The 25597-nt window shown below is 40.4% G+C and carries 19 protein-coding genes; 6 read left to right on the forward strand and 13 right to left on the reverse strand.

The window, feature by feature from the left end:
- Window positions 1–103: 103 nt before the first annotated feature.
- Window positions 104–1441, forward strand: a complete 1338-nt coding sequence (locus AAAT26_RS05090; protein ID WP_349208946.1) for an MFS transporter — start codon at window positions 104–106, stop codon at window positions 1439–1441.
- Window positions 1442–1752: 311 nt separating this feature from the next.
- Here the strand turns inward: AAAT26_RS05090 and hemQ are convergent, their stop codons facing one another.
- The 6 genes from hemQ to AAAT26_RS05120 form a co-directional block, all read right to left on the reverse strand.
- Window positions 1753–2484: a hydrogen peroxide-dependent heme synthase gene (gene hemQ, locus AAAT26_RS05095; protein WP_004697700.1), complete on the reverse strand. Its 732-nt coding sequence runs from the start codon at window positions 2482–2484 to the stop codon at window positions 1753–1755.
- Between the two features lie 229 nt (window positions 2485–2713).
- Entirely contained in the window at window positions 2714–4330 is a 1617-nt protein-coding gene (hemG, locus tag AAAT26_RS05100; protein WP_349208947.1) for a protoporphyrinogen oxidase, read from the reverse strand.
- Window positions 4327–5226 (reverse strand): ferrochelatase, encoded by a 900-nt coding sequence (gene hemH / locus AAAT26_RS05105; RefSeq protein WP_105086894.1) that lies wholly within the window; start codon window positions 5224–5226, stop codon window positions 4327–4329. Before hemH ends, hemG begins: the two co-directional genes overlap by 4 nt.
- 4 nt (window positions 5227–5230) lie before the next feature.
- Window positions 5231–6274, reverse strand: coding sequence for a uroporphyrinogen decarboxylase (hemE, locus tag AAAT26_RS05110; protein WP_105086893.1), 1044 nt, complete (start codon window positions 6272–6274; stop codon window positions 5231–5233).
- A gap of 264 nt (window positions 6275–6538) precedes the next feature.
- Window positions 6539–9433 (reverse strand): ATP-binding protein, encoded by a 2895-nt coding sequence (locus AAAT26_RS05115; RefSeq protein WP_349208992.1) that lies wholly within the window; start codon window positions 9431–9433, stop codon window positions 6539–6541.
- Window positions 9423–10694, reverse strand: a complete 1272-nt coding sequence (locus AAAT26_RS05120) for a metallophosphoesterase family protein (RefSeq protein ID WP_123138385.1) — start codon at window positions 10692–10694, stop codon at window positions 9423–9425. The genes AAAT26_RS05115 and AAAT26_RS05120 overlap by 11 nt, the downstream gene beginning before the upstream one ends.
- A 327-nt stretch (window positions 10695–11021) precedes the next feature.
- Here AAAT26_RS05120 and bioB point away from each other — a divergent pair, with 327 nt between their 5' ends.
- A complete protein-coding gene (gene bioB / locus AAAT26_RS05125) occupies window positions 11022–12050 on the forward strand; it encodes a biotin synthase BioB (protein ID WP_060919357.1) in 1029 nt (342 codons plus the stop codon).
- Between the two features lie 122 nt (window positions 12051–12172).
- On the opposite strand, the gene AAAT26_RS05130 is transcribed toward bioB, so the two are convergent.
- From AAAT26_RS05130 to AAAT26_RS05160, 7 genes are all read right to left on the reverse strand, one after another.
- A complete protein-coding gene (locus AAAT26_RS05130; RefSeq protein ID WP_008603073.1) occupies window positions 12173–12535 on the reverse strand; it encodes a hypothetical protein in 363 nt (120 codons plus the stop codon).
- Between the two features lie 602 nt (window positions 12536–13137).
- Window positions 13138–15306 carry an anaerobic carbon-monoxide dehydrogenase catalytic subunit gene (gene cooS, locus AAAT26_RS05135; RefSeq protein ID WP_349208948.1) on the reverse strand — a complete coding sequence of 723 codons (2169 nt, stop codon included), beginning with the start codon at window positions 15304–15306 and terminating at the stop codon, window positions 13138–13140.
- A 409-nt stretch (window positions 15307–15715) separates the two neighbouring features.
- Window positions 15716–16621, reverse strand: a complete 906-nt coding sequence (locus AAAT26_RS05140; RefSeq protein WP_004697697.1) for a LysR family transcriptional regulator — start codon at window positions 16619–16621, stop codon at window positions 15716–15718.
- Window positions 16622–16852: 231 nt separating this feature from the next.
- Entirely contained in the window at window positions 16853–18481 is a 1629-nt protein-coding gene (locus AAAT26_RS05145; RefSeq protein ID WP_008715251.1) for a phosphoenolpyruvate carboxykinase (ATP), read from the reverse strand.
- A gap of 251 nt (window positions 18482–18732) precedes the next feature.
- The gene (locus AAAT26_RS05150) at window positions 18733–20337 is read right to left on the reverse strand and encodes a PAS domain-containing protein (RefSeq protein ID WP_349208949.1); all 1605 of its coding nucleotides are present in this window, start codon (window positions 20335–20337) and stop codon (window positions 18733–18735) included.
- A 229-nt stretch (window positions 20338–20566) separates the two neighbouring features.
- Window positions 20567–20914, reverse strand: a complete 348-nt coding sequence (locus tag AAAT26_RS05155; RefSeq protein ID WP_004694054.1) for an energy transducer TonB — start codon at window positions 20912–20914, stop codon at window positions 20567–20569.
- 10 nt (window positions 20915–20924) lie between these two features.
- Window positions 20925–21302 (reverse strand): energy transducer TonB, encoded by a 378-nt coding sequence (locus tag AAAT26_RS05160; protein ID WP_024061071.1) that lies wholly within the window; start codon window positions 21300–21302, stop codon window positions 20925–20927.
- A gap of 464 nt (window positions 21303–21766) precedes the next feature.
- Between AAAT26_RS05160 and AAAT26_RS05165 the strand changes: the two genes are divergently transcribed.
- The 4 genes from AAAT26_RS05165 to AAAT26_RS05180 are packed head-to-tail and all read left to right on the forward strand — an operon-like array spanning window position 21767 to window position 25510.
- Entirely contained in the window at window positions 21767–22708 is a 942-nt protein-coding gene (locus AAAT26_RS05165; RefSeq protein ID WP_008603086.1) for a metal ABC transporter solute-binding protein, Zn/Mn family, read from the forward strand.
- Between the two features lie 11 nt (window positions 22709–22719).
- A complete protein-coding gene (locus AAAT26_RS05170) occupies window positions 22720–23451 on the forward strand; it encodes a metal ABC transporter ATP-binding protein (protein ID WP_004697906.1) in 732 nt (243 codons plus the stop codon).
- Complete coding sequence (locus AAAT26_RS05175; protein ID WP_349208950.1) at window positions 23448–24413, forward strand: metal ABC transporter permease; 966 nt, start codon at window positions 23448–23450, stop codon at window positions 24411–24413. The genes AAAT26_RS05170 and AAAT26_RS05175 overlap by 4 nt, the downstream gene beginning before the upstream one ends.
- Window positions 24410–25510, forward strand: a complete 1101-nt coding sequence (locus AAAT26_RS05180) for a metal ABC transporter permease (RefSeq protein ID WP_349208951.1) — start codon at window positions 24410–24412, stop codon at window positions 25508–25510. The genes AAAT26_RS05175 and AAAT26_RS05180 overlap by 4 nt, the downstream gene beginning before the upstream one ends.
- The last annotated feature ends 87 nt before the right edge of the window (window positions 25511–25597 follow it).

Consider the following 25597-nt stretch of genomic DNA (forward strand, 5'->3'; position numbering starts at 1 on the left):
ATCGAATGCTTTCTATGGAAATTCTTTAGATTTTAATATATATATAATCTTATATATTTTTCTTGTCTACGTGTATAGTTGTTACAGTAAGGAGAAGTTCAAAATGAACGAACTAAAAATGCCTCAAGTAGGTGCAAGCCGCAGCGAAATCGTGGCTAATTGGCAACCGGAGAATCCGGAATTTTGGGAAAAGTTTGGCAAAAAAATTGCTAAACAAAACCTCGTTATATCCACTATTGCCTTAACACTTTCATTCTGTGTTTGGTACTTATGGGCAACCATTGCGGCTCAGCTAAATAGCGCTGGATTTAACTTTACTACTGATCAATTATTTACATTGGCTGCCTTACCAGGCCTAGTAGGTGCCACATTGCGATTTGTATACACATACATGCCAGCACTGTTAGGCGGTAAAAACTGGACATTTATTTCCACAATTATCTTATTAGTTCCTGTTGTGTGGCTCGGCTTTGCTGTACAAGATACAACAACTTCTTATGCGACATTTATGATTTTAACAGCCCTTATCGGTTTAGCAGGTGCCAACTTCTCATCCTCTATGGCATACATTGGTAACTTCTTCCCTAAATCTGAAAAAGGCACAGCTCTTGGTATCAACGGTGGCGTTGGTAATCTTGGCATTTCTGTAATCTACTTCCTAGCTCCATTTGCTATGGGATCTGCGGCTTTAGGTAGTGTATTTGGTGTAACGCCAACAATTATTAAGGGTAACGCAGTATATCTAGCTAATGCAGCTTTCATGTGGGTTGTACCTCTTGTTGTTATCCTTGCATTGATGACTCGCTTCATGGATAACCTACCTCTAGAAAAACCAAATCCTAAAAACCTCGTACAAATCTTTGGTAACAAGCACACATGGGCGTTAACATTGCTCTATACATGTTCTTTCGGTGCATTCTCTGGTTACGCAGCAGCACTTGGTCTATTAGTAGGCAAAGAATTCCCTGAAATTCCATTTGCTTCTATCGCATTTGTAGGTCCACTCGTAGCAGGTGCCCTTCGTCCTGTGGGTGGTTGGTTAGCAGATAAAATCAATAGTGGTACAAAAGTTACCTTTATTAGTCTTATCGGCTTATGTGCATCTACCGCATTAATTGCAGTTGGTGTAGATATGCACAACTTCCCATTCTTCTTTGCAATGTCCGTATTAACCTTTGTATGCTGTGGTTTTGCTACCGGTGCAACATTCCGTATGATTCCACACGTATTTAGCAATCCATTGCTCTCCTCTTTAATTACAGGTTTCGTAGCCGCTGTAGCTGCATACGGTGCCTTCATTACACCTAAGATTTTTGGCTTTGTATATTCCATGTTCGGCAATATTCACCCAGCCTTTGCTGTATTACTTGCGTTCAACCTTGTAACTGTATCTGTGTGCTACTGGTTCTATGTGCGTAAAGGTGCAAACATGAACGTATAATTTTCTGGAACAGAAAATTATACGTTTACTGAACAGTACAACAAAATATAATTCACTTTTCTATACTAAGTGATAAAAGAAACCATGCATCTCTCCTCCATACTTATCAGGTCTGCGGCCTAGGGCCTTGATCTCGTAAGTCGGATCGATGCGGGGTTCTCTTTTATAAAAATATAGCCATTAATAAGATAATCGAATATAGTGAATTATATTTTACACAGTACAGTAAAAAGAATACAAAAATTTTTTGTTTAAAATTTTAGCCTTCATTTTAGAGGGAAAAAAAGGGACTGCAACGCAGTCCCTTTTTATTATCCAAAGATTTCTTCTAGTAGTGCATCATCGATGATGGTACCAACATAGAAGTCGCTGAAGATGCCGTATTTTGCACTGGCTACTTCGAAGCGCATATCGTATACGATTTTTTTGAATTGGATGTCGTCATTACTAAAGATGGTAATGCCCCATTCCCAGTCGTCTAGGCCACAGCCACCTGTAGTGAATTCAGATAAAACGTCTAAATATGTTTTACCAAGTTCGCCATGAGATTTCATTAATGCACCACGTTCTTGAGGTGGTAGCATGAACCAGTTATCATCACCTTCGCGTTTTTTAGACATATTATAGAAACAGATATATTTATCGCGAGGTACATGAGGATATAGTTTTTGGTTAACTTCCTCTGTATCGAGTTTAGCCTTAACATAGGTGCTTACTTCTGTTACAGATGTATAAGAGTATGTTTGTACTAATACGCTTGCAATGGCAAGACGGCGGAATTTACGTTCTACTTGAGCCAAGTATTCAAGGGATGGGCCGAGAATCCATAGAATTAAATCCCCTTTTGCTCCATTACAATCATAGAATGCATAGCTACCTTCTTTAGCTTGATGTTTAGCTTCAAGGTCAGCTAAGAATGCTTTTAATTCATTGCGCGCTGCTACTTTTTCATCCTCTGTAAAACAGTTCCATGCGCTGAAATCCATGGCAAAGACCATGTGTTGGCTATGCCAACCTTCTACTGTAGGGATTGCTTTTCCCATTATGATCACTCCTATCTATGGTGATTATATCAAAATAATAATGTATATCTATAATTACGGAAATCAAAAGACTCCACTTACTATTATAGCATATAGAGTCTTTTCAATTTAGTTTCTATTGAGATTTTTTATTAGTATATTCTTTAGTTAAGACTAAACTACTGCTTTTAGGCTAAGATAATCCTATGCCTCTTAATACTATACTAACTCTTTTAAGCAAGTCACTATCTTACTTGTCATTCACAAGTTTTTCTACGAGTTCTTTTGCTTGTTTTACACCATCAGGAATACCAATGCCATCAAATGGCGTACCGATGAGGTGTAAATTTGGATAATGTTCCGCCACATGTTCACGGACTGCTTTAATCCCTGCACGATGGCCTACATTATATTGCGGCATGCAGTGAATGAGACGATTGATACGTACCCATTCAGGTTTGACAGAAAAACCCATGATATGTTGAATTTCTTTAACTGCCAATTCTGAAAGTTCCTCTTCGCTGAGTCGTTCTACCACATCATTACCAGGCTTACCGATGAAGACGCGCAACACTACCTTATCATCAGGCGTAGTTTGTGGCCATTTTTGATTAAGAATGGTACACGCTGTGAGAGGTGTATTCGTGTTACGAGTAATGAGAAGACCTGATCCCTTTAAATCACCATCAAAGTTGCTTTTATCAAAAGACATGATAGCAATGGCGCAACTAGATTGCTCCATGGAACGCAAGAAATCAAAACCCGCATCATCCTTGAACCATTGAGTATATGTTGCCGGCGGCGTACTGATAATCACATGTTCTGCCGTAGATTGACAGCCACAAGAATCGTTACACGACTTCGCTACATCTATTGCATATACACCATCAACATACCGAATATCAGAAACTAGTGCACCTGTATACAACTGTACATTACTAGGCATGGCCTCAACGATAGCGGTAATAACGCTTTCAAGGCCGCCTGTCAATTGACGGAACATACCAGATTGAGCAGCAGTACCCTTTCTACTTTCCATATCCGCTTGCGCCTTTGCAGACTGATGATTAGAACTAGTCTTTGTCACATGGCTAGAGCCGTTTACACTATTACTAGCAGCACTATCTTGACTAGTCTTAGCTTCGTGACTTTCAAATTGACGGTCCGTCATGGTTCCTTTACCAGCTCGAGGAACATCCCCTTCAGTAACAGACCCTTTGGCGGCCTTAGAGACACCTGCTTTGGAGTGACTCATCTTAGCAGCCATCATACCTTTTACCATGTTCCCATATTTTTGTTCTACTTGAATAAAATGAGGGAATGTCGACAATAGACTAATTTTATAAATATCGCCACCATAGATACCCGCTAATAGGGGCTCGATGAGTTTATCCATCATTTCTTGACCTAAATGGTATTTAAAGAAATGGCCAATGGATACATCACCATTTTCATCGAGTTGGTATGGTTTCTTAAAATAATCTAAGCCAGCGCGCAATTTACCAGGCCAAGAAATGAGCGTTGCTTTCACAAAGGGCATCATTTCCGTAGGAATGCCCATGATGGAGCCGCCTGGAATTGGGTGGATAGAACCCTTATCATATACAAAGGCTTGGCCTGTTTCATTAGACACAAGGGTATCCCCTAGTCCAAGATCATGCACAAGATCTGTCATTTCTGTTTTACGACCCAAGTAGGAGTCAGGACCGAGTTCCACTACGAAGTCATCCACATGTTGCGTTTGTATTTTCCCACCAAATCGTGGTGCTTGTTCATAAAGAGTAATGGTCCATTCTGGCTTTGCATGACCTAGATAATAAGCCGCTGTTAGCCCTGTTAAGCCACCGCCCACAATTGTTACGTTCACGAATGAATCCTTTCTATTATTGCACTCGCCATTGCTTGTAAAAATATTTCATTACAATTTGGCATGGGTGCACGCATATATGTTGCGCCCTTTGCTTCAACGAGTTCTTTACACTCCACATCATTATCGTACAATACCTCAACGTGATTGCTTACAAATCCAAATGGTACAAAAACAATGCGATCAGCACCAGTTTGTAAGGCTTCGTTGATAGCATCCTCTACAGTAGGGCCCAACCATTGTCCATGAGGAGCTGCACTTTGCCACGCCACAGTCCATTTCGGTAATTTACAATGTTCAGCAATCTCTTTGGCGCTTTCCTCTAAAGCTAACGCATACGAATCGCCACCATGATTATTGATAAGAGGTATACTGTGAGCACTAAAAATAACAAATAAATCTTTATTAATATTCACACACTTTGAAACTGCTTTTACCCAGTATTCCTTGAAAGTTGGTTGATCCCACCAGGAACGGATAAAGTCGAATGTCATATTATCATGGTTGGAAATAGCTACTTGCACTTGTTTTTCATAAGCTCCAGTACCGAGAGCGGTGAAGAATGGAGCCGTTACAATAGCGATAATATGCTCCACTCCTTGCTGGACTAAGGAGTCAACTGCATCTGCAATGGACGGTTTCATGTGTAAAAAACCAATAGCGGAAGGCATAGTCGGCAACAGAGTAAGCAAGGTTCTATATTGGCACTCTGCCATAGTTTGAAGTTCAACATTTTCCCATTGACCGATTGTATCATAACGCTTAGTAAGATTAGCAATCTCTTCTTTCGTTGGTACACGGCCACGACGAATACTCGTCATATAGGGTACTAAATCATCCTTACTTAAAGGGCTACCATAAGACAGGAATAATAATCCTTTTTTTTCTACTTTCACTAATTTACCTCTCTTGAGCCCAAATTTCACGACTACGTTCATGCACATAGTCCGTTAGCCAATGGAGTTTTTGAGGATCTGCCTCGGGGAATACGCCATGACCTAAATTAAAGATATGGCGACCATAGCGAACTCCTTCGAGCAAAATACGATCTACTTCGTGAGCCAATGTTTTTTCGTCCCCGAACAGATACGCTGGATCCAAGTTACCTTGCACGGTTTGCGTTACACCCCGTTCATTCGCCATAACAATGGAACTACGCCAATCAAGGGCAATGACGTCTAATGGCAAATGAGACCAAATAGACACCAAATGGTCAGTGCCAACGCCATTCATGGCCATTGGTAAATGAGGATATTTAGCTTTTACAGCCTTAATGATTCGTTCCATATGAGGGTAAATCCCTTGTTTATACTGATCTGCATTAACAGCCCCTACCCAAGAGTCGAAGATTTGAAGTGCATTGGCACCCGCTTCGGCTTGCATGGATAAGTACGCAATGGACATGTCCGCCAGTTTAGTCATCAATGCATTCCACACATGAGGAGCACCGATGAGCATGCCACGAGTCTTATTGTAGTTCTTCGTTGGTCCCCCTTCGATAAGGTAGGATGCAATCGTAAACGGCGCACCGCAAAAACCAATGAGTGGCACGTCGAGCATGCCAGATGTTAAGAGTGTAATCGTTTTACCGATATACTCTACCTTGGTAGGATCAAAGGAATCTAGAGCCTCTACATCAGCCATAGAACGGATAGGCGTGCTAAACACAGGACCCACACCGGCCTTGAGCTCAACATTTACATTCATAGCCACCATTGGGCTCATGATATCTTTGTAGAGAATTGCCGCATCAACGCCGTATTCCTTAACAGGTAATTCCGTAACACGAGCACATAACTCGGGCTCTTTTGTAATTTCAAATAATGAATATTTCTCTTTGATTTTGCGATATTCCGCTTGGCTACGACCAGCTTGACGCATATACCACACAGGCGTTACACCAGGGTTCTTCCCTTGGATCATGTCCAAATAAGCTGTGTTCAAGTACTCAACCCCTTTCGTTCTAAATGTATACTAACACACTATGGTAACTAAAACAGTTACTTTGGTTACAATCACACACATTATTTATTCTTTAATAATCCCTAATAATCCCTGTGAAAGCATGTGCCTCCACAGGGATTATTATTTCATTACCACTTTGATTTAACTAAGACTTTAATTCAAGTATGTCGTTAAATTTACTAGTACTGTAATGTAACCACTACTTTAATTTGACTGAGTCTTTAATTCAAGTCCAAATTTCATTTAGCTACGACTTAGTCTATGGCAATCGATGCCCATAATAGATTGAGCCATATCATATACGGAGCGTTGACAGGTAAAGAGCCAAATCTGTTGATTCTTTCCAAGCTCAGCCAACAGTTCCAAGGCACTACGTTGACGATTTTCGTCAAAACGCACCAAAATATCGTCCAAGATAATCGGCAAGGATTCTACTTGATAAGAGAATACCTTGGCTAGGGCAAGACGCAATGCCAAGTATACTTGGTCAGCTAGACCACTAGACCAGAATTTAAGTTCTAGTCGTTCCCCATTGTTGTTGATAAGTGCTACCCCTTTATTAATGCCTAGAATATCAAGCGTATACCTCTCACCAGTTAGTTTTTCAACATAAGAGGAGGCAAGCTCTAACATATGAGGTTGTTTTTCTTGTTCATACGATTGTTGAGCCTTATCCATACAATGGCTTATCAATACTTGCGTAGCCCAATCTTCGAGAGCAGACTCTAATTCACTTTGTAAAGCCTCTCGTTCTTGCAACATTTGGTGTTGCTCCTGGTCAGATCCAAGTGTACGCATTGCTTCAACGATTTGACCACGGCGCTCGTACAAGGTAGCCAATTTATCTTCAATAGAGGCTATTTCATGCTCAGAGTGAGCCAATTCATCTAACCAGTTATCTTTGTTGCCTTCTCGCAAACGACGATAGAACAGGTCTTTATTCTCCGCATCAGGAGCAAGTAAATCCAGCTGTACCTGACTTTGCTTGTAGATAGTTTGCCACTGTTTATATTGGTCCTCATCGATAAGATGTTGACGATACTCGTTGGAACTTTCCATACCAGCTTTATGGAGTAATTCTTTTTGGCGAAGGAGTAGTTCTTTTTCCTTGCGGTGCCAATTATCGTATTCATTGCGGAAGCTTTTACGTTGTGCTTCCTTTTGTTCCCATACAATTTTATTTTGTTGAAAACTCTTATATTGGTTATAAATGCGTTTTAGCTCTGTTGGAGATACTGGCGCCTCTACACCAAGGTTATACCACAAGGTCATCGCTTGGTCTTCAATAATGCGTAGACCTTCTTTATGCTCCGCTAAACGTTTTTCATAACCTTCAATAGTACGTAACTGTTCATGATATTGATCATACTCTTGCTTAAGGCCGAAGAAATCATCTTCGTTGAGGCTCTTAGCCGCCCCTCGGGGTAACCAGTTTTGCCATGCTGCGAGGGCTTCATCATAAATACCTTGTAAGGTATGCCCTTCCTGAATCCAACGCTCAAGATGTGCCTCTCCTTCTAAGGATGGTATAGGGCTCACTGTAGGTGTAGCAGCCTTGATCAAAGCCTCTAGCTGATGTTCTACATCAGATTTACGGGAAGATAAAATTTGTAACTCATAGTTTAATTTAGACACATCAGAGTTACCATTATGAAGCCTCCAGGTAGCATACCAGAATAGCCCCATAGATAGAATCAAGAAAATAAAACCACCTATAGTATATAATGCAGATTCAAGAACCAACAGGCCTGCTAATACTACCAATACAGCTATAACAGCACCTATACCACTAATGCGTTGTAGCCATTTTGGCAGAATTGTGGGCTGTGCGTCTGAACCATAACTATTCCGTCTAGCCTCTAGTCTAGCCTCTACTTGATCTATATCCATTAAGATACGATCTAATTCACGTTCTAAATATTCTTTTTTAGCTAATTCTTCTTCACTAAAGTTAGGTAAAGTTGCACCTTCAAGGTTCGCCGTCGGCACCTCATCGGTAGCCTCTGCAGGTTTGCGGTCTTGCCAATGTAAAAGTTGTTCTTTTGCGGTGCGCAAACGACTTGCCAAACGTTCTCCATCAAACCAATTAATGTCTTCTGCCATTGGCTCATCGTGACGCCACGCAGAATGTAAGGTGCGTGAAAACTCTAATTGTTCTCTAACCTTACGGATGTACGCATCGCCTTCTTCGCACTCACGGCGTAATTGCTCCCATTTAGCACCTTGTTGAATAAGGTCTTCAATATCTTGGCCGTAAGTTCCAAATGGGCTATCAGGACTAAAGTTGGCGGGCATCAATGCCGCTTCCTTTTCCTGCCATAATTGCATATTGTCACGAGCCCGTTTTATTTCTTCATCAAGACGTAGGAACTCATCACGACTCAAGGCGAGCTCACTATTATACTGCTGCATGTGCATACGCGCCTCTTCACTGCGACGATATGTATCCCACGCACGCAATACTACATCGATACCATCCCGATATTCCTTCCATTCTTTCAACTGATTTTGCAATTCCATTTCGGTTTGCTCCGTACTGTGAAAGACGGTTTGTAATTCCACATATTGCGCTTCATGCTCCGCCAACTGACTCAACTTTTGACGGTTTTCTTTAAGCTCATCCATCAATACATTGATGCGACGTTTACCATTCGAGGATGCTACAAGTAGGTCTGTAGCCCCTTTTTCAACATCCTTAACAGCTCCACCTAAGTGTTCTCCCCCTTCGGCGCCAAAGAATCGAGAACGAACCTCTACCTCTTGTAATACATCAAGGCCTTGTAGATCGTCTAATGTTAACGCAAATATGCGGTTATATGTTTTTTTATCGATGCCATGCCACCAATGTTGAGCCGGCTCTTCATGGATGGCAGGATGACCAGGGCTGTAAAAGTCTAACTGCTTACCCTTACGACCGATATAGTAACTTTCACCATTACGGTCCACATCAAGGGCCCCCGTCATAGGGCCATAAGCCTTATGAGTACCGCCAAATAACAAGGTGCGCATCCCTTCGAGCAAGGATGTTTTACCACTTTCATTAGGGCCATACATGAGTTGAACCCCATTGTCACCCGTGGTGAAAGACCAGTCGCGATACGGGCCAAATTCATCAAATCGTATACGTTTAATGTTCATCATTAGCCCCCATCAATACAGTAACACCTTCAATTTCACAACGTTTCAAAGCTCGTGCCAATAATTCATCACTCAATAAATCGGCATATGCGCCTAAGCGCTTAAATTCAGGACGATCAGCCATGATTTGACGCGCAATCTGTATCGCATCTCCATCTACCATATCGTCATAAGCACGCAAGTAATCACCTACTACATCTGTTAATAAACGTCGTTCAACTAGATTAATACTAGGTCGTGTATTAGAAATAATACGGTAAGGCATAACGAATATAGATTTGCCTTTCTCTTCATTTTGAGACTCTTGCAACCATAGTTTTCGAATCCCCTCTTGCGTACATAGGCGATGTAGAGGTCCCGTTCCGGACAAAACGAGGGACAACAAGATGTTTTTCTTATGTTGCTTTCGCAAGTTTTCTTTTTTACGCCGCAAAATCTCTAAGAAATCTGTTTCATTTTGCATGCCAGCAATATCGATTTTGATTTCCTCAAATCGAACAGCACAGGTGTCGATAAATCGCAAATCACAATGACCATTATGAGATACGGATACAAGATAACATCCCTTAGGTCCATGTTCTTTACGATGCAATCCTTGCGAATTACCCGCATAAACTACGAGAGGTTCCTCGCTAAGAACTTGAGATTTATGAATATGACCCAATGCCCAATAATCCATGGCAGCCTCTGTTAAATCAGTTAAGTTACAAGGTCCTGTTACATTATGATTTTCAGAGCCTACACTAGAACCTACAGTACCATGCATGACAGCAAGGGAAAACTCATCCCGTTCAAAAGCTCTGTATTGACGAGCATAGTTGTCGCTTTCATTACCATGACCACAACTAATGCCATATACGCCACCAATTTCTATATTATTAACGATGAGCGGGAAACGCTGTACCTGTTCGCTAGAAAATATATGGACATTATCTGGCATCTGCAGTTGCGCTTTCCAGCTTTCAGCAGGATCATGATTACCTTGTACCATATAAACATCAATACGATGCTCAGCCAAGCGATACATGGCGCGCACAAAACGGACTTGAGCCTCTAAATTATGGTCTTCGCTATTATAAATATCTCCAGCTATTACGACAGCATGCACATGTTCTGTAATAGCAGTATCAATAATTTTATCTAAGGCTACATAGGTTGCTTCACTTACGGCGCGATCAACAGCATTGCTAATACCTGTAGCATATTGAAAGGGTGCCCCTAAATGCAGATCACCACAGTGTATAAATCGAAACGGCTGCATCTATATCCACTCCTCCATTAATATTTTTATTATAGTTATATATAGTAATTACAATAGTTTATTATACTACAAAACCTTAAAGATAAGTTAAAAATAACTATCATTTAGCATCAAAAAGATATAGTTAAACTAAACTTCTCTTAACTATTAATAAATATAAATTATAAGATAAGCTCATATTCTCTCATCATAAGATATGAATCATAACATGTTATTACTTTTGTTAACCAATTCATGTATTAAGTTGACAATTTATACATGAACGTTTACAATCAAATTGTCAATATATTATGTTTTTATTAAGTTAACAATTTCCCGGAGGCTATTATGGCTTTGCCTATAGATCAACAACCATCCCAAGTGGGTACATACGAAAAAATTCTTACCATTGCAAACCGCATCATGAACGGCGGCGAAATTACAAAAGAAGAAGCAATCGAGCTGATTCATACTTCAGATGATGATACCATGATTCTACTCGCTATGGCTGATAAAATTCGCCAACATTTCAATGATAATTCTGTGGATGTATGTGCCATTGTTAATGCTCGGTCCGGCAAATGTCCTGAAAACTGTAAATTCTGTGCTCAATCCGCACACCACAACACAGGCGTTCAGGAGTATCCTTTCATGGATGAAGAAAGCATTCTCCAAGCAGCACGTAAAGCTAAAGAGGCTGGTGCAATTCGTTTTTCCATCGTAACAAGTGGTCGTAATACTAATAACCCTGATGAATTTAATCAAATCATCCATGTATTAGGCCGTATCAAAAATGAAATTGGCCTTGAAATCTGCTGTTCTCTTGGGTTGTTAACTTACGAACAAGCACTCAAATTAAAAGAAGTTGGCGTTACTCGATACCACTCCAATATCGAAACGGCACCTAGTCACTTCCCAGATATTTGTACAACACATTCCTACGAAGACAAAATGTTTACCATAGATAATGCACAAAAAGCAGGCATCCGTGTTTGCTCTGGCGGCATTCTTGGTCTTAACGAAACATTAGAACAACGCGTAGAAATGGCGTTCGAACTTAAACGTTTACATATTGACTCCGTACCATTAAACATTTTGAATCCTGTTAAAGGGACTCCATTTGAAAGCAACGAAGCTTTACGTCCATTGGATATCTTACGTACCTTCGCTGTATTCCGTTTCATCTTGCCAAACGCATTGATACGGACTGCAGGTGGCCGCGAAGTAAATCTACGAGACTTACAAGCTTATGCTCTAAAAGGTGGCCTAAACGGTATCATGGTTGGTGGCTACTTAACTACTGGCGGTCGTTCACCTCAAGACGATCTCCAAATGATTCAAGACTTGGAGTTGACTCGCAATACAGCTCAAGTCTAAAAACCTTATATATACCATTCTCTACATCAGTAGAGGATGTAGTATATAAAATATTCCCTAATGCTTTATAAATATTTTACACATAAAAAGAACCATCTAGTTTGCTGTACTAGATGGTTCTTTTATTTCCATAATAAAATATAAATGGCTTGACCATTTGTGTTCCCTGCAATGGGCTCAGGATTCTCATTAAATTCTACATTCTCATACGGCGTCCCGTCTGACATGTACGCATCTACCTTCAATGTTTCCATGGTTCGATTATATCTACTGATATAAACTTTATATCGCAATTCGTCGCCACCCAGTTCATTAACTCGCAGCCACAAAAGCGCATCGTAATCACTCTTCTGTACACTGTCATTGTCAATAAATAATTGGTTTCCTGATGCATCTGGTCCAACATAGTACCAGTCCGTTGCGTTAGTAGTCCCCCCTATACTGAGTAGCCACAAAAGTGTTAATATGGTGAATATTTTACTCATATGACTGCCCCTCTCATGCTATCGAGCTGTATATTTTATAAAAGCTTAATGTGGATAAACCTTTATAAAATATACAACTTCTCCTTTATATAATACCAAAATTGTCCCATATTTATCAACAATAATTAAAATTAATTACCATGTTTTTTACAAATATAAGAATTTTAAAGAAATTTATTAAATTTCTTCATTTTTAACTCATTTACCATTCCTATAATGATAATGTCAAATGATAGATAGAGGTAACAATTCCCTGGTTGCCGTACGTGTATTTATCTCCCGACAAGTAATACTAACCCCAAACCTACTACTTGTTTAAATACATGTTTCATTTGATATTAATACTAACACTCCCCTTACATGAAAAAAGGACTCTATACAGAGTCCTTTTTTCGTTACTTCATAAACTTATACATATTGTTAAGTCTACATACATATTACCATAAGGGTTAATAGTAAAGGGTTTATAAGGACTCACGAATTAACAAGTAATACTATATTCTCTTAAAAAGAAAAACACTCAAAAGCTTAAGGAAATACAATAACCATTACGCTTTTGAGCGTTTTTTATTATAAACTACAATTTACTAATTTCTATCTTACTATTTTACTTCAGCCCAACCTAAAGCAGCGCGTTTTTCATCGATATCTGCCAAAATTTTCTCAGCTACTTTAGCAGGATCCGTATTTACATACATAACAGAGCCTAAGATATCTTTAGTGTCTTCTTTGAGCCATTTTGTAACGGCATCAGAGCCTTGTGTAGGTGGCTCAACACAGTGATAAGAGTTAATCCCCATCAAGCGGAAACCAAGGGATGCATCGATACCTTTTTCGTTAGACCATTCAGGGCTAGACATAGCAAATGGCAATTGAGGTAAGTTAAGGCCAAGTTCTGCAGCAATACCGCCGAAGATACCAGAGGAACGCGCATTATCTACACATTCACCCACATGCCATACTGGTGGTTGATCATCGCCCAAGAACTCTTGCAATGCAGGGCTACATTTCTTGTTAGCATCTGTATTACAATAGCCAAGTTTCATCAATGGGAAAGATGCACAACCGTTTGTAAGGATGATACAGCCATTTTTAATAAGTGTATCAACAATATCTACAGTAGCTTTTTCGTAGATAACGCGAGGGTTAGAACAACCTACTACATTAACGATACCGCGAACTTTACCAGATTTTAAAGCCTCTGCCAATGGTTTGAAGGAACCATAATGTTTAACAGTGGATTCTGGAGAGAAGCCAACTTCTGCTGTGATTTCGTATGGCGGAATGAATACAGGCATACCTTTACGCAATTCATGCGCTTCAAGAGCACGATCCAAAATTTTGCAAGCCAAATCTTTTGTTTCAGCCAAGTTAGTGTGATGATGATCGTAGCCGATGTGTTCAGCACCTGGTAAACGAGCTGCATCAGACGTAGTGATAACCTTTGTGTTGAAGCAACGTGCTACGTCCATAATAGCAGGATACACGTCTTGAACGTCAGCTACCCAGCAATCAAGAGCGCCTGTACCAAGTACAAGCTCAGCACCGATAGCATTACACAATGGAATAACATTTTCATAACGGTACATACTGGACAAACCAGAGCAGCAGATACCGTAGAATTGGATACCTTTAGCGCCGATAGCTTTTGCTTTTTCTAAATATTCTTCAGAGGCGCCAATTTTACAAATTTGGGATACCAATGTTGGTAAATGACCATGAACAGCGATGTTAACATACCCTTTTTTCAAGGCACCGATGTTAACTTTGGAAGTACGACGACCACCTTGTCCGAACAATGCATCTGTAGCAATGTCTGCCGCTACTACGCCTGTGAATGTGAAAGCAAGACCACAACGCAAGAATTGTTTCATATTGCTTTCCCAATCGCCATCTGTACCTACGGTTGTACGATGATATGCATCAAAGGCTTCATTGTATGCGGAAACAGGCAAGATATCCAAGTTTTTCCAAACTTCGCGACGCTCTGCAGGAGCCATAGCTGTAATTGTTTTATATTCACCTGGCAATGCACGGCTCAAATCTTCGAGCAATACATCTGCTAAATCATTAGCCACTTCTTTCAAGGAACGACCTTCTTCAGGGATGTTGAAAGCCTTACATACAGTACGGATTTTTTCTTCCCCTAAAATTGGAATGTCCAATTGGTCATTAGCAGCAGCTTTCAAAGAAATCAAGATTTCACGAGCATGTGCACCATGTTGAGTCAAACCACCTGCAGCAGCACGTGTCATATTACGAGCTACGATGAGGTCAGCATCCGCACCGCAGACACCACGAGGACTCTTAGGTGTAATTTTACAAGGGCCCATGAAACAGATACGACAACATATACCAGCAATACCAAATGTACATTGTGGTTGTTGTTTATCAAAGCGGTCAAATACCGTATCACAACCGATTTGCTCCATACGAAGAATCATTTCACGCACAGCAGGATCTGGTGTTTGTTCAATTACATCTTGTTTTGTAGGCCATGTTTTACGATACTCAGCAACAGCTTTCATGTAGTCATTTACACCATGTTCATGAGGTACCCCTGGTTCATGAGTGTGTGGCACCCATTTATCCGTCGGAAGAGCCTTTGCATGACTATGGTCGTGACCATGGTCATGATCGTGGTCATGTTGATGATCGTGGTCGTGACCATGACCGCCACAGTGGCAATGATGTTCATGATTATGGTCGTGACCATGTTGTTCACCATGATTGTGTTCATGGGTATTTTTATTTTCCACATCTTTACTCATTTGAAACCTCCTAGGGGCCTACATAGGCCAACCAATAAAAACAAAAAACATATTCTACTTTTAATTCACTTTAAATCCACTACAATGATGGGTTTTAAGTCCTATCTCCTAAATATGTTTTAAATCACTTTAAGTATATTTTCTGAAAAGACATTTGTCAATTAAAATTTGAGAAATTTTTGACGCATCTATATCTAAGAATATGATAATTACTATATTTATTAAATTCGATTTTTTCAGTTTCTTTTCATAAATAAAAAGAGACTAATTCCTAAACTTTACAGGAATTAGTCTCTTTATTTTATTGATTAATTGATTGATTTACGTATTAATTTATGTATTAATTATTAATTTATTAATATGATCCTCCCCTCAGGATATGCCACCTAAATATCTTTATACCTATGCACTACAAAAATTGCTGCATGATATGTGCTACTTCAGATAAATGGAAACGTTTTGCCCGATCAGACCTTGCCACAAGAACTAATTGGCGGAAACAAAGTTTCGATGCAAGAGGATAGAATTTAACCTTATCGTCATCCCCCTTGCTATTGAGCGTGCTCGGCAAGAATGTAATACCATAATCATCTTCTACCAAGGACCGGCATGAATCTAGAGTTTCAGAGCCAATGACGGCTTTGGGCACAAAGCATTCCGCTTGGCATAAACGGTTTACCAACGTCCGTAATTTGAGTCCTTCTCTTAGCAAAATAAACGGAAATGCTCCAAAGGGTGCAATTTCTCGAATTCCATCACCAGTCATGAGAGAATCTGCAATGGCTATAGCCTTCTTATTTTCCACACTAATGGCCAATAAAATCTGCTCATCTAAAACGGGATAACTTTCAAGATCCTGAGAATAAATCGGCGTTGGGAATAACCCTACATCTACTAAACCATCACAAATTTGCTGTTCCAAGAAGTGAGATTCACCCTCTACAACATGGAACTCCCAAGACGGTTCAATCTGTTGAAAGCTTTTCAATGTTTTCCCGAGCATATGATGTCCATAAAATTGAGACAAGCCGATACGCACATGATAGGCTACATCTGTGCCTTGATTAATGATAGATTGCGTTAAAGCCTCCGCCTTTAAAACTAACGGCATGCCCTCTTTTGCAATTTGTAACGCCGCAGCCGTTGGCACGACTTTTGTACGATCACGAACAAACAACGTAACTCCTAGCTCTGCTTCAATGCGACGAATTCCCTGACTCAACGCCGGCTGAGAAATATATAACTTTTTAGATGCCTTAGAAAATGATGCCATCTCAACGATGGTACTAATATATTTAATGTCTTTTATGTCCATATACGAGTCCTTATAACTATGTACATATACAAGTCTTATAATAAAACATTATTTCTATTATAACTATATATTACTAAAATATACGTTACATATACATGGGGAAAATAAAAAAATACCAAGAAATTTAGTGCCTTACAAACCTAAATTTCTTGGTATGTCTTATAAGTTAAACGAACTACATATAGTATGCGGTAAAACCGCATTCTATTACAGCCCTTTTTAATTTTTAGATTACATTAAAGATTTAAGTACATCCAATACTTCTTGAGGTAATTCGTTTTTATGACCTTTAAGTTTTTCTACATAATCATAGCGGAACTCAAAAGCTTGGTGCAATTGGTGATGATACTCGCGTACTTCGAATGGAGGTTCAAAACCAGGAACCTCTACATAAGAAAGATTTTCGTATTCACAGAACGGTTTAAATTCTAATGTACCTTCTACTAAACGCTCTAACAAATCGAGAGTAACTTCTTTAGGAATTTTATTTTCCAAGAAGAAGCCGGTGTTCATGATATAGCACTCTACACCACATTTAGAGAATAATTTTTTATAACTTTCATAGTCACGAACCAATGGATATGTACGGAATGGATTTGCATATGGTTCGATAACAAGCGCATTTGGATCGACGTGAGCATCAAGTTTTTCTGCTGTAGAACGACGAGTCGCAAGGGTTGCCCCCATTGTAGAAGCCAATACAGGATCGGAAATCTTAAGGATTGGTGGCAATGTTTTATCTTTCATAAGCCATACTATGGCATTAACAGGTTCACCTACGTAGTTTACGCGGTTATCTGTCCAGAATTGAGATTTAATAGCACGACCATTGCTGTTTCGCACATCTTCGGCCAGTACAACCTTACGTCCATCCTCATCCATCGTTACACCTACATTTTGTAGCGTCAACAAGAATTCGTTAGCAGGATGTTCCACAGGATAATCTTGCATTTTATCGAAGTACGTAGGTTCAAGAGCAATAGAACTCAAATCCTCAGTATTGATGATATATGCATCGTCATGCAGGATAGAGATATCATAACGACCATCATGTTTTTCATGAGTCAATGTGGATTTACCGGAACCAGATAAACCGAATACACCGATAGTGTAAGATTTACCACCTTCAAGGTTGTAACGTTTCATGCCACCGTGGCAAGCAACATAGTCGAAACGATTTGCCAAGGACCACGCAAGTGTAAGTGTACCTTTTTTATGCTCTCCAAAGTAGCGCATACCAAGAATCATAGCACAGTTATGCGCAGGGTCAAAAATAGCAAGACCGCCTGGATGACCTGGTACAACATAGTCAGGATCAGAGTAAATATAGATGTCGCCTTCTGGGATCTCTACACTGTCATTGTAGAATTCTTTTACAGCTGCATCAAAGAACTTGAAGTTCATGAGCCAAGAATACAAAATAGACGCGTGATCTTTTGGAATCATCAAATGAGCACGAGCTGTGAATTTTTTATCAAGACCAACGATAGATTCTGCAGAAATCCACTCTTTATTGCGGCTATCATACACAGCATCACGTGCAATATTCGCGAGTTCAACTTCATCGATGCCCTCGTCTCCAATAATACGACGAGCTTTAGCATAACGACCTGTAGTTTTACCATCATTTGTAACAAGGACCTTTGCATCAGCTGGCAAACCTTGTTCTAATGGTTTAAATACTGGCATATCGAGGACGATAACACCTGGCTCTTCAGAGGCTAGTTGATACGCTTGTGCCACAGATGTTACAGGAGTTACATTGTTCCCATAGAATGCAGTTTCAATTGTACTGCGCATCATAGAAAATAATGGATTTGTTTTGATTTCACTTTGCTTCCAAACGCGTCTTGTAGACATAGTATCTAGATCCTCACCTTTTAATATATTAGTAATTTCTCTTGTAAAAGTAATGTTGTATATGAAAACACTGCTTAGGCAAATACTTTCATTATTTTCTATTTTACCCTGTTCAATCAAATTTGTATACATAAAACAGATGATTTATAGGAAATTAATGTATGTTTATTTCGAATTAGTGCAACACATTTGGCCAGATAAAAGAGACGAGGTCCAAAGTCCTCGTCTCTTTTCAAGGTTTAAAAGTACAATTATTTCTTATCTTTATTGATAAATGCATCGATTTTGCTAATTAGATCATCTACCTCAAAATCGCCGCGTTCTGCCATCATCTTGATTGTTGCCACCTTAGCCATTACTTTTACCATAGGTGTTTTTAATTTCTCAAATTTAGGATTTAAAGAAATCAAATGATCTACAATATCCGGGCATTGTTTAATTAGATTTGACAATGTTGTTTTTGCATCGATATGGAATCGACCATTTGCATCAGTTGTTAATGGTTCTTCTTCTACCTCTTGAGCCAAGGATTTTTCTTTACCACCATCGCCTACAAAATCAGTTTTATCCCAAGTCAACAATGTACGGGAACCCTCCAGTTCACGGATATGAGTACAGTCTTGCATCATTTCCAATACGCCGCGGAATTTACCATTTTCATCGCGTACTGCGGTGTAGATAACATAGATGAACAAGCCTGGTTTATTGATCCAGAATTCCGCTTGGCTTTGTTCGCCAGAACGGAACTTCTCTACGATTTCTTCTACTATATGAACAGATTTTGCTGGGTGACAATTCTTCACCTCACGGCCGATAACGTTCGCACTGCGAGGGAAAATACGATGTGCCGTATCGCTGTAGAACTTAACTAGTTCATTTTCATCTACATAGGATAAATCTACCGGTAAATGACGGAACAACAAATTAATTTGCTCTAATGTCAATTTACCCGTTGCTACATCGAGGACTGCGTCCTTACCAACGGGCGCACCACCAACAGGACCTACATATTTAGATAGCAAGCCGGCTAAATCATTTAAGAACTCGTTAGATACAGCACCACCTTGAGCTGAATTATTGCCATTCAATTGTGCCGCAGAATCATTGATACCTGGCACTACATATAAGCCTGGCGCATTGATGATAGCATAACCAATTTCATGGTCATTTTTACTCATCCGCACAAACTCTTCGTCACTCAACAATTTATAAGACGTTGGCAATAAGACTTCTAGTTCTTTAGAATTCAAATCCCGTAATTTCGCCAAAGTTTCTGGTACGGACGCTAGGAATTCTTCATACTTATCTTCCCGAAGCAATGCATAGGATGCAGAGATAGCATCGCGCACAGCATCATCAAAGGTCCACATAATGCGCGTTGGACGGTCAAAGCCGTGATCCTCAAGCATTGGATACAATTGATTTTGCTTACGAGACAGATGTGTTCTCCACTCTGCTAAGGAATCAAAAACACCGAGCCACGGATTTTTGATAAACTTCTCTTGCTTTAATAATTCATCCGCTTCTAGGGCTACCTTCTCAACAGCGTTGATTTCTTCCAAGTACGCCCACAATGGATGATTTTTAGGGTACTCATTTTCGGCACGTACCAAAACGCCATCAAATAATTCTAAGAGATCATCCATTTTCTCTAGGATTTCTTCGTCCTTGTAAACACCTTTCAAGCTTTGCTCTGCGTAAGCAAATTCATCAGGCGTACAAGTACCTAGTTTCTCTTTTAAAATGCGATTGCCCTCTTCTAAGGACAATTTACCATCTAAATAATCTTCTTTAATGGACACAATAATTCTGTAACGTTCATTGTTAATATCTAGCTTTTGTTTTAATGGATTCATATGCTTATACCTCCACGGGCTAATCTATAATTATAGTTTTATTATATCATTTTGAAAGTAATTTTCAGTTGCTACAGATACAATTTTGATTAATTTTTAAGATTTACGAATCCAATATTATGAACATGAATAACCTTACTTTATTTTTTAGAATATTTTGGCATACAAAAACTGCACTTCAAAAATTGTGTCCAATTTTTGGAGTGCAGTTCTGTATGAGTGCCTTTGATTAGTTTTTAAAATCAATATATTCAGTTTTAGAAGATGCTACAGGTTTACCATTAGAATCTGTGGCAGGACTAAATCTCCATTTAGAAATAGTATCAACAATGGCTGCATCAAGAGTACTAGAACCACTAGATGAGACAACTTCAACGTCCCCTACAGAACCATCTTCCTTGATGGTAAAACGTATATCTGCACCATGAGCAGCTTCACCATAGGCCGCGAGCAATGCTCGGTCAATAGGTGGTGTAGCTATAGCTACTGGTGGATCATATGGAGCTGCCAACACAGAAGCTACCATACTCATTACAAACAATGAGCTTAATATAATACAACGCAACACTTTATTCATCGTTTTCTCCTTATTTAGCTTTCACAGCTTGCTTAGGCAGAGTAATTGTCATCCCAATAATGGATTCGTGTGCCTTTTGATCTGTGCCAATAGCAGGGGTAAACTTCCACTGCAAAATTGCTTTTTTTACTGCTTCATCAACAGGAGCATATCCAGAAGAGCGCTCTACGAAAACATTTTTAACATTACCTTTTTTATCAATCAAGAAGCGTACGCGCATATCAGGCGCTACCATAGCGGTTTGAGGGATCTCAGGCAACTCAGGTTTTACAATAGTAACCTCTCTTGGAGATTCTAAAAACTTCGCCGCATCAGCTGTATAATCACTTAACATGCCAAAAGATGCAACGAGTACTGCTGCAGCAGCGTATCGGAATAATTTATTCATAAGAAGCCTCCTTATTAACCTTTTACCTATGCATAATATCATACTAAATAAAGATGAATATTAAAAGAATAAATTCTTATTGATAAAATTTCTCATTTATGATATATTGAATTCAAGATAACTGTCCGGACTCACATATCTAGTTGATATGACAAAAAACTACACAAAGGAGGTTCATCATGAGACGTAGAAAGCGTATTCAAATGAAGGTCATGATGGTACTTGGTATCGTTGCCCTCGTTGGGCCTAGCCATCTACAAGCACTTATTCCCTAGATTATTTTGACCTTAGCAGAAGACTGTATAACTGCCACTAGCCGCTACGTTAGTAGCGGCTATTTTTCCGTTTAAATTCAGAGAGATATTCTCCTTCTTCAAATTATTTCATTATTAGAACAAAATATTTCTCTCAAACAAAGTCATTAATGTTTTTAAATTTAGTATCTATAAAAAAGGAGGCTTATTATGAAATTTAATCGAATTTTATTAGTCGTCGTATCATTAGCACTTATAGTATTTGCCCTTGCAGGCTGCGGAAAGGACACAGCCCAAGATAGTCAGAAAAAACTTAATGTCGTAGCTACTACAACGATGTTAACGGATTTAGTAAAAGAAATCGGCGGTGACCATGTAACCGTTCAAGGTCTCATGGGACCTGGTGTAGACCCTCACTTATATCAAGCGAGTGCAGGCGATGTAACAGCTATGTCTAAGGCGGATGTTGTAGTATACAACGGCATTCACTTGGAAGGTAAAATGGGCTCCATTTTTGATAATCTAACAAAGCAAAATAAAGCGACCATCCGCGTATCTGATGCCATTGATCCAGCTACATTGCTCGACTTTGACGAAGAAGATGGTGTAAAAACAAAAGACCCTCATATTTGGTTTGACGTTGCTAACTGGAAGCTGGCAGCAAAAGCAGTATACGAAGGTCTTGCGAAAGCCGATCCGGCTCATAAAGAAGATTACCAAAAACGCTATGACGCATACCTTACTAAATTAGATGAAACTGATGCGTACGTTAAAGCTCAAGCAGAATCTATTCCAAAAGAATCTCGCGTACTTGTAACAGCTCATGATGCATTCCAATACTTTGCTCGTGCGTACGGTTTTGAAGTAAAAGGTTTGCAAGGTGTAAGCACTGCCACAGAAGCAGGTACACAAGATATGAATAACCTCGTTCAATTCATCGTAGACCACAAGATCAAAGCTATCTTCGTAGAGTCTTCTGTACCTCACAAAACAATTGAAGCCGTTCAAGAAGCTTCTAAAGCTAAAGGTTGGAACGTCTCCATCGGCGGCGAATTATACTCTGACTCTCTCGGCTCTGAAGGCACTGAAGGTGGTACATATATCGGCATGGTAAAAGCCAATATTGATACAATTACCAAAGCACTTAAATAAAGGAGGTTTCCATGGAATGGGCCGTTGAAGTTGAAGATATGACCGTAGCATATACGACAAAACCCGTATTATGGGACGTAGATATGAAGGTACCCATCGGTTCCTTAGCGGCCATTGTCGGCCCTAATGGTGCCGGTAAGTCCACATTATTAAAGGCCATGCTCGGTCTACTAACAGTTATCTCAGGAAGTGTAAAATTTTATATCGATCACCACTTAGCGATGGACAAAAACGATTACAAGAAAATCGCCTACGTCCCTCAAAGTGGTAGCGTAGACTGGGACTTTCCCACTACCGTACTAGATGTAGTACTCATGGGTCGTTATGGTCATCTAGGTTGGTTCAAGCGACCTAGCAAAAAGGATAAGGAACTCGCCCTCTCCATGATTGAAAAAATGGGCATGAGCGACTATGTGGACAGACAAATTCGCCAGCTTTCAGGGGGACAACAACAACGCGTCTTCCTCGCAAGAGCTCTCGTCCAAGAGGCAGATATTTACCTCATGGACGAACCCTTCAAGGGCGTCGATAAAACCACAGAGCATGCTATTATTTCGCTTTTACAAGAAATGAAAGCTCGAGGCAAAACGGTTATCGTCGTCCACCACGATTTAAATACGGTGCCCCAATATTTCGATTGGGTAACGATGGTAAACAAACAAACTGTCGCCTATGGCCCCGTAGCAGATACATTTACGGATGAAGCTATTGAGCGCACCTATGGCAAGGGGAGGATTGTATGACCATACTCCAATCCTATACGACTCAAATGGTACTGCTCGGCACGGCGTTATTAGGCCTCGCTAGCGGTATCGCTGGTACCTTTGCGGTACTTCGCAAGGAAAGCCTCATCGGTGACGGCCTATCTCATGCGGCACTACCCGGCGTGGTCATTGCCTTCTTGCTGACGGGCATCAAGGACATCGAAGTTCTCATCGCAGGTGCTGCCCTATCCTCTATCACTGCGGCTTGGCTCATTACCATCACCGTAGAAAACAGCAAAATAAAATTTGATGGTGCTTTGGCCACCATACTCTCCGCCTTCTTTGGGCTCGGTATGGTATTGCTCACCTATGTACAAAGCTTAAACAATGCTGGTCAGGCGGGGCTTTCAAAATTCATATTTGGACAGGCCGCCACCATATTAGCGCGCGACGTGTACATCACATCTGCAGCGGCACTCATCATCATCGTGTTAACCGCATTATTCTGGAAGGAACTAAAGCTCATCTCCTTCGATGTGGAATACGCCAAAACACTACAAATTCCCGTCACTTTCACCCTTATTTTATATCGTTCATTATTGATCATGACCATCATCATCGGTATTCAATCGGTAGGGGCTATTTTAATTAGCTCCCTCCTCATTGCACCCGCCGTTGGGGCAAGACAGTGGACGAATAAACTGGACACCATGTGTATATTAGCAGGATGTTTCGGCATGATATCCGCCATCGGCGGTACTATCTGGAGTACATCGGTCCCAAAATTACCGACAGGCCCAGCTATCATCGTCATTTTATCGATTCTCGTATTATTGAGCCTCATCTTTGCTCCTAACCGAGGTATGCTCTGGCAGTTCCGCAAAAATAGACAGTCAAAGCACGCATTATTGTTAGAAACCACAAGGGCTCCCAAATCCAAGGCACAGCAAAGTATTTACGTAGCAGAGGATGCACAACCTCGCATAGGAGGTGCCCCATGACAGTTCATACAGAGATATTGCTCATTGCCATTGCGGTATCCATCGCATGTGCCATCCCTGGGGTCTTCCTCGTATTGCGCCGCATGTCCATGATGGCCGATGCCATTACGCACACCGTATTCCTCGGCATCGTGCTCGCTTTCTTTATGACGGAAGATTTAAACTCTCCATTTCTACTCGTCGGGGCTACCTTAGTTGGTGTAGGCACCGTATGGCTTACAGAAATGATACACAATACGGGGCTTGTCAACGAAGATGCGTCTATCGGCATCATCTTCCCGCTTCTATTCTCTATCGCCATCATTCTAGTCAGCCTATACAGCGGTAACGCTCATCTCGATGTAGATACCGCATTACTCGGCGAAATAGCCTTTGCCCCCTTTGATCGATGGATTGTGAGCGGCACCGACTTGGGGCCTATATCGCTATGGATTTCCCTAGGCGTGGCGCTCATCAATTTAATTTTAGTCATGCTGTTCTACAAGGAATTGCAACTCTCCACCTTTGATCCGCTACTAGCGGGACTCTTCGGTTTTATGCCAGCCCTCATCCACTACGTGCTGATGACCATGGTATCCCTCACCGTTGTGGCCTCGTTCCAAGCGGTAGGCGCCATTCTCGTCATCGGCCTCATGATAGGGCCTGCGGTCATCGCTTATTTATGGACGGACTCTGTGAAAGCCATGCTTACTAGCAGTATCATCATCGGTATTATCTGTGCTGTCGTCGGTACGGAAGTAGCTTTCACCATGGACGTGTCCATCGCTGGTTCCATTGCAACCACCATCGGTATCGCACTGATTATCGCTGTTATCGCAACACCGAAGACAGGCTATATCGCCACATACCGCAGTCAACGTCATTTGCGTCGCCATTATCGGGAAACGATGATGCTATGCCATATTTATACTCATATGGATACACCTATCGCGCACGTTGAAAACGGCATTGGCACTATTCACGAGCATTTGAACTGGAGGCCTGATTATACTCATCAAGCTGCTTCACAGCTAAAGAAACAAGGTCTATTATATGTGACAAATGGACACTACGTGCTTACTGATAAGGGTATAGCACAGGTTAAAGAGATTATTTAAATACAATACCACTACTTTTCCCAACAGAAAGAAGCTGAAATCAATGCTGCTTGCAAAGATTTCAGCCTCTTTTATTTTTAACTAATA

Origin of the sequence: Veillonella parvula, from assembly GCF_040094895.1 — a bacterium.
In the GTDB taxonomy this organism is placed as follows: Bacteria; Bacillota; Negativicutes; order Veillonellales; family Veillonellaceae; genus Veillonella; species Veillonella parvula_L.

Bases quoted from the DNA above. Each gene is read 5' to 3' on its own strand.
- AAAT26_RS05175 (WP_349208950.1), top strand. From the start codon at position 23,448: ATGACCATACTCCAATCCTATACGACTCAAATGGTACTGCTCGGCACG.
- bioB (WP_060919357.1), top strand. From the start codon at position 11,022: ATGGCTTTGCCTATAGATCAACAACCATCCCAAGTGGGTACATACGAA.
- cooS (WP_349208948.1), bottom strand. From the start codon at position 15,306: ATGAGTAAAGATGTGGAAAATAAAAATACCCATGAACACAATCATGGT.
- AAAT26_RS05160 (WP_024061071.1), bottom strand. From the start codon at position 21,302: ATGAATAAATTATTCCGATACGCTGCTGCAGCAGTACTCGTTGCATCT.
- AAAT26_RS05145 (WP_008715251.1), bottom strand. From the start codon at position 18,481: ATGTCTACAAGACGCGTTTGGAAGCAAAGTGAAATCAAAACAAATCCA.
- AAAT26_RS05155 (WP_004694054.1), bottom strand. From the start codon at position 20,914: ATGAATAAAGTGTTGCGTTGTATTATATTAAGCTCATTGTTTGTAATG.
- AAAT26_RS05180 (WP_349208951.1), top strand. From the start codon at position 24,410: ATGACAGTTCATACAGAGATATTGCTCATTGCCATTGCGGTATCCATC.
- hemQ (WP_004697700.1), bottom strand. From the start codon at position 2,484: ATGGGAAAAGCAATCCCTACAGTAGAAGGTTGGCATAGCCAACACATG.
- AAAT26_RS05170 (WP_004697906.1), top strand. From the start codon at position 22,720: ATGGAATGGGCCGTTGAAGTTGAAGATATGACCGTAGCATATACGACA.
- AAAT26_RS05150 (WP_349208949.1), bottom strand. From the start codon at position 20,337: ATGAATCCATTAAAACAAAAGCTAGATATTAACAATGAACGTTACAGA.
- AAAT26_RS05165 (WP_008603086.1), top strand. From the start codon at position 21,767: ATGAAATTTAATCGAATTTTATTAGTCGTCGTATCATTAGCACTTATA.
- AAAT26_RS05130 (WP_008603073.1), bottom strand. From the start codon at position 12,535: ATGAGTAAAATATTCACCATATTAACACTTTTGTGGCTACTCAGTATA.
- AAAT26_RS05120 (WP_123138385.1), bottom strand. From the start codon at position 10,694: ATGCAGCCGTTTCGATTTATACACTGTGGTGATCTGCATTTAGGGGCA.
- AAAT26_RS05090 (WP_349208946.1), top strand. From the start codon at position 104: ATGAACGAACTAAAAATGCCTCAAGTAGGTGCAAGCCGCAGCGAAATC.
- AAAT26_RS05140 (WP_004697697.1), bottom strand. From the start codon at position 16,621: ATGGACATAAAAGACATTAAATATATTAGTACCATCGTTGAGATGGCA.
- AAAT26_RS05115 (WP_349208992.1), bottom strand. From the start codon at position 9,433: ATGAACATTAAACGTATACGATTTGATGAATTTGGCCCGTATCGCGAC.